Origin of the sequence: Lysinibacillus fusiformis, assembly GCF_003049525.1 — a bacterium.
In the GTDB taxonomy this organism is placed as follows: Bacteria; Bacillota; Bacilli; order Bacillales_A; family Planococcaceae; genus Lysinibacillus; species Lysinibacillus fusiformis.
In genome coordinates this window covers 115,688-122,486 of the sequence record NZ_PYWL01000011.1, presented here as the reverse complement: position 1 = coordinate 122,486, position 6,799 = coordinate 115,688, and the positions used below count along the sequence as shown (strand labels likewise).

11 protein-coding genes are annotated in these 6,799 nt (G+C 37.1%); 7 read left to right on the top strand and 4 right to left on the bottom strand.

Annotated features, from left to right (window positions below):
* Nucleotides 1–241 (bottom strand): helix-turn-helix domain-containing protein (locus C9J29_RS19520; protein ID WP_153062681.1); only part of this gene is annotated, 241 nt, incomplete at its 3' end.
* A gap of 156 nt (nt 242–397) precedes the next feature.
* Between C9J29_RS19520 and queF the strand changes: the two genes are divergently transcribed.
* The 7 genes from queF to C9J29_RS19490 all read left to right on the top strand — a co-directional run bounded on the left by queF (nt 398) and on the right by C9J29_RS19490 (nt 4,999).
* On the top strand, nt 398–898 hold the full coding sequence (gene queF / locus C9J29_RS19515) for a preQ(1) synthase (RefSeq protein ID WP_008177444.1): 501 nt from the start codon (nt 398–400) through the stop codon (nt 896–898).
* A gap of 119 nt (nt 899–1,017) precedes the next feature.
* Nucleotides 1,018–1,677 (top strand): 7-cyano-7-deazaguanine synthase QueC, encoded by a 660-nt coding sequence (queC, locus tag C9J29_RS19510; protein WP_107922640.1) that lies wholly within the window; start codon nt 1,018–1,020, stop codon nt 1,675–1,677.
* Nucleotides 1,678–1,679: 2 nt separating this feature from the next.
* Nucleotides 1,680–2,153: a 6-carboxytetrahydropterin synthase QueD gene (gene queD, locus C9J29_RS19505; protein ID WP_089986994.1), complete on the top strand. Its 474-nt coding sequence runs from the start codon at nt 1,680–1,682 to the stop codon at nt 2,151–2,153.
* Nucleotides 2,146–2,874, top strand: a complete 729-nt coding sequence (gene queE / locus C9J29_RS19500) for a 7-carboxy-7-deazaguanine synthase QueE (RefSeq protein WP_089986995.1) — start codon at nt 2,146–2,148, stop codon at nt 2,872–2,874. The genes queD and queE overlap by 8 nt, the downstream gene beginning before the upstream one ends.
* A gap of 45 nt (nt 2,875–2,919) precedes the next feature.
* Nucleotides 2,920–3,459: a VUT family protein gene (locus tag C9J29_RS19495; RefSeq protein ID WP_096365513.1), complete on the top strand. Its 540-nt coding sequence runs from the start codon at nt 2,920–2,922 to the stop codon at nt 3,457–3,459.
* A gap of 159 nt (nt 3,460–3,618) precedes the next feature.
* A complete protein-coding gene (locus C9J29_RS24400; RefSeq protein ID WP_164908718.1) occupies nt 3,619–3,789 on the top strand; it encodes a hypothetical protein in 171 nt (56 codons plus the stop codon).
* Nucleotides 3,790–4,606: 817 nt separating this feature from the next.
* Nucleotides 4,607–4,999, top strand: coding sequence for a RidA family protein (locus C9J29_RS19490; protein WP_008177454.1), 393 nt, complete (start codon nt 4,607–4,609; stop codon nt 4,997–4,999).
* A 30-nt stretch (nt 5,000–5,029) separates the two neighbouring features.
* Here the strand turns inward: C9J29_RS19490 and C9J29_RS24395 are convergent, their stop codons facing one another.
* The 3 genes from C9J29_RS24395 to C9J29_RS19480 all read right to left on the bottom strand — a co-directional run bounded on the left by C9J29_RS24395 (nt 5,030) and on the right by C9J29_RS19480 (nt 6,706).
* Nucleotides 5,030–5,182: a hypothetical protein gene (locus tag C9J29_RS24395; protein ID WP_164908717.1), complete on the bottom strand. Its 153-nt coding sequence runs from the start codon at nt 5,180–5,182 to the stop codon at nt 5,030–5,032.
* Nucleotides 5,183–5,190: 8 nt separating this feature from the next.
* Nucleotides 5,191–5,436 (bottom strand): hypothetical protein, encoded by a 246-nt coding sequence (locus C9J29_RS19485; protein WP_089986997.1) that lies wholly within the window; start codon nt 5,434–5,436, stop codon nt 5,191–5,193.
* Nucleotides 5,437–5,668: 232 nt separating this feature from the next.
* Entirely contained in the window at nt 5,669–6,706 is a 1,038-nt protein-coding gene (locus tag C9J29_RS19480; RefSeq protein ID WP_107922639.1) for a DUF418 domain-containing protein, read from the bottom strand.
* Nucleotides 6,707–6,799 lie beyond the last annotated feature (93 nt).

Here is a 6,799-nt window from a genome sequence, read left to right as displayed (position 1 = left end):
TGTCTCTCGAAGATGTACCTGTCTCGTTCATATAATTAAGTACATTCATTTTATAGTCAGCTGAATAGTTTGTATAGGACTTTAAGAAAGTCTCTACGCCATTTTTTTGATAACGGCGAACCCATTCACTGACAATCTGAGCTGTCACACCGATATCATTCGCAATTTCGATCAAAGTTTCATTTCCATTTAAATATCGTTGAACTGCTTGAATACGTTGTTCAACACTTACTTTTGTCATAAAAAAACCCCCGTAAAAGTTAGATTAATGTCTAACTTTTACGGGGCAGTTCATATTGGACGTGGCTTTTTTATGTTTAGACGTATGTTTGAATAGACGAATGGGTGAAGCCTCTCTTGAAAAGTGTTGGGAAACATTTAACAAGGAGGTTTTTTTATGTCTGGTCGAAGCCATGAAGAAGGACTGCAGGATTTAACATTATTAGGTAATCAAGGGACGAAATATTCATTTGAGTATGCCCCTGAGGTATTGGAGGCAGTGGATAATCTTCATTCCAATCGGGATTATTTCGTCAAGTTTAATTGTCCTGAGTTCACTAGTTTATGCCCGCTTACCAATCAGCCTGATTTTGCAACGATGTACATTTCGTACATTCCGGACAAAAAAATTGTTGAAAGTAAATCACTAAAGTTGTACTTATTCAGCTTTAGAAATCACGGTGATTTCCATGAGGATTGCGTTAATATCATTATGAATGACTTAATTGCATTACTAGACCCACGATATATCGAGGTTTGGGGGAAATTTACTCCACGTGGGGGGATTTCAATTGATCCGTGGTGTAACTATGGGATGCCAGGAACTAAATACGAGGAAATCGCAAGTTATCGTTTAATGAACCACGATCTTAATCCGGAAAAAATTGATAATCGATAAATGAGGAATTGGTAAGTTCAATTAAAAAGAGGTTTTTAGCTACCCTCTTAAAAAAACTAAGGGGAAGGCAGCACTTTTTCTTAGAGTGCTGTTTTTTCAATCAAAGGGAGTTTTTATGGATGAAGCAGGAAAAAGCAATTGTTGTATTTAGTGGAGGTCAAGACAGTACAACTTGTTTGTTCTGGGCAAAAGAACGTTTTGCAGAGATTGAGGCAGTCACTTTTGATTATGGTCAAAGGCATCGTCTAGAAATTGATTGTGCGAAGCTGATAGCAGAGGAGCTCGGTATCAAGCACCACATTCTTGATATGTCTCTCCTAAATCAGCTCGCTCCGAATGCATTAACACGGCAAGACATTAAGGTGGAAGACGGTAAAAATGGGGAGCTTCCATCGACGTTTGTACCTGGACGGAATCTTCTTTTTCTTTCATTCGCGGGCGTTTTAGCGAGCCAGGTAGGAGCTAAGCATATCATAACTGGTGTATGCGAAACAGATTTTAGCGGATATCCGGATTGCCGAGACGTTTTTATTAAGTCTTTGAATGTAACGTTAAATTTATCGATGGATGATTCCTTTGTGATTGATACGCCGCTGATGTGGCTAGATAAGGCACAGACATGGGAGCTTGCTGATCAGTTTGGGGCACTTGAATTTGTTCGGGAGAGAACATTGACTTGCTATAACGGTGTAATAGCAGATGGTTGTGGGGAATGCCCAGCCTGTAAACTGCGAAAAAAAGGGCTTGATGATTATTTAAGCAATAGGAAGGAGTTTTAGGCATGTTAGATTTTAAAATTGTCGATAAGCTCCAAAAAATGGGTGAAGATATTCAAAGCAATCAATTGAACTATCATGCTAAGCGTGTGCTTGTAAGTAAAGAATTTACCTTCGATGCTGCTCATCATTTACATCAATATGAGGGGAAATGTAAAAATTTACACGGTCATACGTATCGTGTCGTATTGGGACTGAGCGGATATACAGATGAACGTGGCTTGATGATTGATTTTGGCGATATCAAAAAAATATGGAAACAAAAAATCGACATTCATTTGGATCATCGTTATTTAAACGAAACGCTTCCACCTATGAATACGACAGCAGAAAATATCGTTGTTTGGATATACGAAAAATTGGTAGAGGCCTTGCATGAAGAACAAAGAGAAAACGGTGCGTGCGTAGAGTTTATCAGGCTTTATGAAACTCCGACAAGTTATGCAGAAGCAAGACGGGAGTGGATGGAGGTTGAGTAAGGTACCTGTTATCGAGATTTTTGGACCTACAATTCAAGGTGAGGGAATGGTAGTTGGCCAAAAGACCATGTTTGTAAGAACGGCGGGCTGTGATTATTCCTGTTCTTGGTGTGATTCTGCATTTACTTGGGACGGGAGCGGAAAACATCTTATCGTTCAAATGACAGCGGGAGAGATTTGGTCTGAGTTGAAGCGCCTTGGAGGGCATGGCTTTTCATTTGTTACGATTTCAGGTGGCAATCCAGCCCTTTATCCCAATTTAGAAGCGCTTATTGCCATTTTAAAAGAAAACGGCATAAAGATCGGAGTGGAAACACAGGGCAGTAGGTGGCAAAACTGGATGTATGACATTGATGAATTGACAATTTCACCAAAGCCACCTAGTTCAGGAATGACCATTGACCATTCGGTGCTCGCTGATATTTTAGACAAACTTAAAAGGGGAAATAGGAATCACAATATTTCACTCAAAATAGTCGTTTTTAATCAAGAGGATTATGATTTTGCCAAACAAATTCATCATCGATTTCCAAGGATTCCTTTTTATCTGCAAGTTGGAAATGATGATCTCACAACGATTGACAATTCACGATTAATAAACGATTTATTAGAAAAATATCATGCATTGATTGGTAGAGTGATGAAAGATGATGAATTAAAAGATGTCAAAGTATTGCCACAGCTACATGCCCTTGTATGGGGAAATAAAAGAGGTGTATAGTGTGCCATTACAAAATGTCTATACATTTATTGGAGGAGTAGTAGGTTGAGAATTTTATTTTACTTATTATCGATTGTCATCGCTAATGTAGTAACGGCGGCATTTGCGCCATTGCAGTTTGGGATGTTTATTGTTCCCATGGGGACGCTTTTAATTGGGGCGACCTTTATTTTTCGCGACCTTGTGCAAAATAAATATGGACGAGCAAAGACGTATATATTTATTAGTGCAGCTTTAATTTTATCAGCAGTCGTGTCATTCATACTGGGGGATACACTTTTAATTGTGGTAGCATCGGCTGTCTCATTTGTTGTCGCTGAAACAGCTGATACTGAAATCTATACTCGACTGAAATTACCAATGGCTTGGCGAGTGTTATACAGTGGAATCGTTGGAGGGTTTCTAGATTCCGCAATTTTCGTTGTCATTGGTTTGAGTCCACTTGGAGCCAATATATTACCTTGGGAAGCAGTACCAGCCGCTATTTTAGGACAAATTATTGTGAAGACGATTATACAAATGTTCGGTGCCTTAATTCTCGGTCAAGTGGGAGCAATAAAAGAAAAACGTCTTATTTCAGGCTAATTCTTTGTAGTAGAGGGCTACTCGCTTCTTATGGGAAAAGTGAGTAGCCTGTATTGAGTAATAGTTATATGACATTGATTTTTCCATTTTTATGCCAAATCCAGCTCGAGTATGCTAAGCTTTTCTTTATAGATAGAAAAGATAGGGGGATTTTTGGTTTTGAATAAATATAATAGTGGAGATATTATTTTTAGTTTATTTTCAATTTTAGGACTGTTGTTTTACATAATTCCGATTGTTTTTATCATTTGGTTTGCTATTAGTACGACTAAGCAACTTAAAAGACAAACAAAATTATTAGAAGAAATTAAAGAAAGTATAAAAAAATAACAAGATACTATCAAGGGACTTGAAGTCGAAATCACTGCAAGTCCTTTAGTTATGCTTGTCAACATGTAGTAAAGGGTATTGTCCTAAAAACTATAACAAAAAACAGGTACTCTAAGGAGACCTGTATTTTTTAAGAATGGTAATCGCTATGAACTAGGGGATGGAATAAAGGGTTTAGTCACATTAGTGTTCATAGCGATTTCCCCCTTACAAAACACATCATTTACTTATTTTGTAAATTATATACCATGTAACTGTAAAAAGAGAAAAGATTATTATGGCTGTACATAGAGAATCGCTCTCCGTTTTTATTTAGTACTAACATGGTAACTATGCATACCGCACTTAAAGGTAGTTTGTTGAAAAATTGTAGAGGTTGACATGATATTCTATGGATGAACACGCATATTAACAAAAACTAGGTACTCCAAAAAGAGAGCACCTAGTTTTAATTATGAAAAAAGGAAGGGTCACTTGGGATGGAGTAACCCTAGTAACAATTCGGAGGTGTAAGGCTAATTTAGCTTTACACTATTAATTATATGTTAGGTTCGCTATCGTTAAATAGTTAATTGCCTGAAAGATCATAAAAAGAAACTCCTGAATAGTTTCAGTTATAAATTGAAAATATACGGATAGAAATGGTAACATGGAAATAACTTTAGGTAGAGGGGGAGAAGGCTTATGAAAAAAAGATCTATACGTTTTTTAAGCATGGGCATTGGATTCTCCACAGCTGTTTTTTTCTAGAATAGTTGATTAAGGGATAAGTCTGTCCTTTTTTAGAAAAAAACAAAAAACCTAAAGGAGATTCAACATGAAATCAAAACTAGTGCGTAAAAATCCAATGCAGGCACCTAAACCTGTCGGGAAATATAGTCATGTCACAATTATTCCAAAAGATGCGACAATGTATGCTTTTTCAGGTCAAATTGGTTTGGGCCAAGATGATCAATTACCACAGACATTATGGGAACAAATTATAAATACCTTTCAACATATTGAAACAATTTTAGCTTCAGAGGGAATGGATGCCACTCACATTGTAAAGGTCAATATTTGGGCTACGGAGGAAATAGATTGGGATCATTTCTATGAGCAATGGGAATGTATGTTTGGAGAATCCTATCCATCCATGACCATAGCCTACGTATCGGCACTAGGTTTACCAGAAATTAAAATAGAGCTTGAAATTTGGGCGGCTAAATAATTTGATGCTTCGTTAATATCGTTGATCACCTTAAACGTTTATTTTTACGAGGATGATTGGAACGAAGGGCGGTCCCGTTTGCGGAAAGTGTCCACCAGTAGTGACATTCACTTGCTTAACTTTATCATTGTACAATTTAAAGACGACAATATCAGTTGAATATTGTCGTCTTTTTTCGTCCATTGCCACCACTATCGGAACATTTTTTTTAATTGCTTCATTTCATAATTTAAATCGTCAATTTGTTTTTGCAGTTTATCAATATCATTATTTTTACTTTCGTTTTCCTTTAACTCATCTTCCAAAGCAAGACCTGCTGCAATGGTCGCTAGTGCATCACCTAGTGTTGTGATGGCTCCCGCAATAACAGCCAGCTTAGCTGCTTGACTCACTGATTCAGTTCCTTCACTACTCCGATAGCCTTTGTTAGTTTTCATAAAATCCTCCCTGCAAAAAAGGGTATTACTTACATAGTATGCATGCTGTAAGAGACAGGTGCAGAGCAACAAAGGTGAATAGCAGCCAAAAAAGGTCACTTATTGAAAAATAAGTGACCAAATAAAATGGGGATGTGTATCTTGCTGAAGATATGAGCAAAGATGGAAAGCGAGTAGGGTACATTACCAATATATGACGTTTCACTTTAGGTTGATAGGTATATATCCTTGGCTAAGAATCTTTTCTTTTTCTTAGGGGAGGGACTGTCCAATAGGTCCCCATTCGCCACAGCCACTCCATTGGTCCGAAGCGGAAATAGTGTAGCCAGAGCTTACTACAAATCAATTGGAAAACATAAATACCTAGACAAATCCATAGTGACTCGATGAATCGAAGTTGCCCGATTAGTTGGAATGTATGACCAATGATTAAAATGAGTGCTGTCTGCCCTAAATAATTCGTTAAAGCCATGCGTCCATAAGCCTTTAATGGTGATAATAGTTGTTGGAATAGTGCACTTTGTAGACATAGGATAATGGCTCCCATGTAAAACGCTGAAACAAACGGACTAAACTGTAATCCAATTAACGCAAATTGCTCCATATTCGTAATATGCTCTTCTAGCTGAATTTTGGATAATTGATCGATATTCACATTGGCTGTAGGGACATACTGCCATTGATACAACCAGCTACCTATGCTAACAAGGAACATGACAATTGTCGCTAGCAGAATTTTCTTTCCATGTAGTGGGATATTTTCAAATAGGCGATATTGGCCAGCAGCTAAACCTAGTAAAATTAGTGGGAAGGGCATGACGATTTTCATTCCAAAATAAGCTGTAAGGGCTAATAGGATGAGCCCAATTAACAAATTAATTTCTTTCCGCACTTTATAAAAAGGTAAAGCTAAAAAGCCAAAGATGGCATAGACAGTTAAAGCTTCTCCTGGTTGAAAAAAGAAATGAATAATACCCATTAGTAATAAGATCAGAAGTCTGCGACTAAATAAAACATAGGCTCTATCGTTTCTAGCCATTGCACGGGAAAGAAAAAGATAAAATCCGATCCCGAATAAAAATGAAAATATAATGAAAAATTTACCTTCTATAAAAAGTGTAAGAAATTGACTATAGGCAATATCACTAGCTAATTGGGGTGGTGCAATCCACATCAATGCAGGGATATTTACTAAAATAATACCAAGTAAGGCAAATCCTCTTAAGTAATCTAATGTATCAATACGTTTGTTGTTGTCGGTTGGTTGCAACGTTATCTCCTCCTTACAACCAAGTATAAAGACATTTCCTAAAAATTAGTAACGATGAAGGTTACGTGAATCTTACAAAATCGTCATATAGGA

Bases quoted from the DNA above. Each gene is read 5' to 3' on its own strand.
- C9J29_RS24395 (WP_164908717.1), bottom strand. From the start codon at position 5,182: ATGGACGAAAAAAGACGACAATATTCAACTGATATTGTCGTCTTTAAA.
- queC (WP_107922640.1), top strand. From the start codon at position 1,018: ATGAAGCAGGAAAAAGCAATTGTTGTATTTAGTGGAGGTCAAGACAGT.
- C9J29_RS19490 (WP_008177454.1), top strand. From the start codon at position 4,607: ATGAAATCAAAACTAGTGCGTAAAAATCCAATGCAGGCACCTAAACCT.
- queD (WP_089986994.1), top strand. From the start codon at position 1,680: ATGTTAGATTTTAAAATTGTCGATAAGCTCCAAAAAATGGGTGAAGAT.
- C9J29_RS19485 (WP_089986997.1), bottom strand. From the start codon at position 5,436: ATGAAAACTAACAAAGGCTATCGGAGTAGTGAAGGAACTGAATCAGTG.
- queF (WP_008177444.1), top strand. From the start codon at position 398: ATGTCTGGTCGAAGCCATGAAGAAGGACTGCAGGATTTAACATTATTA.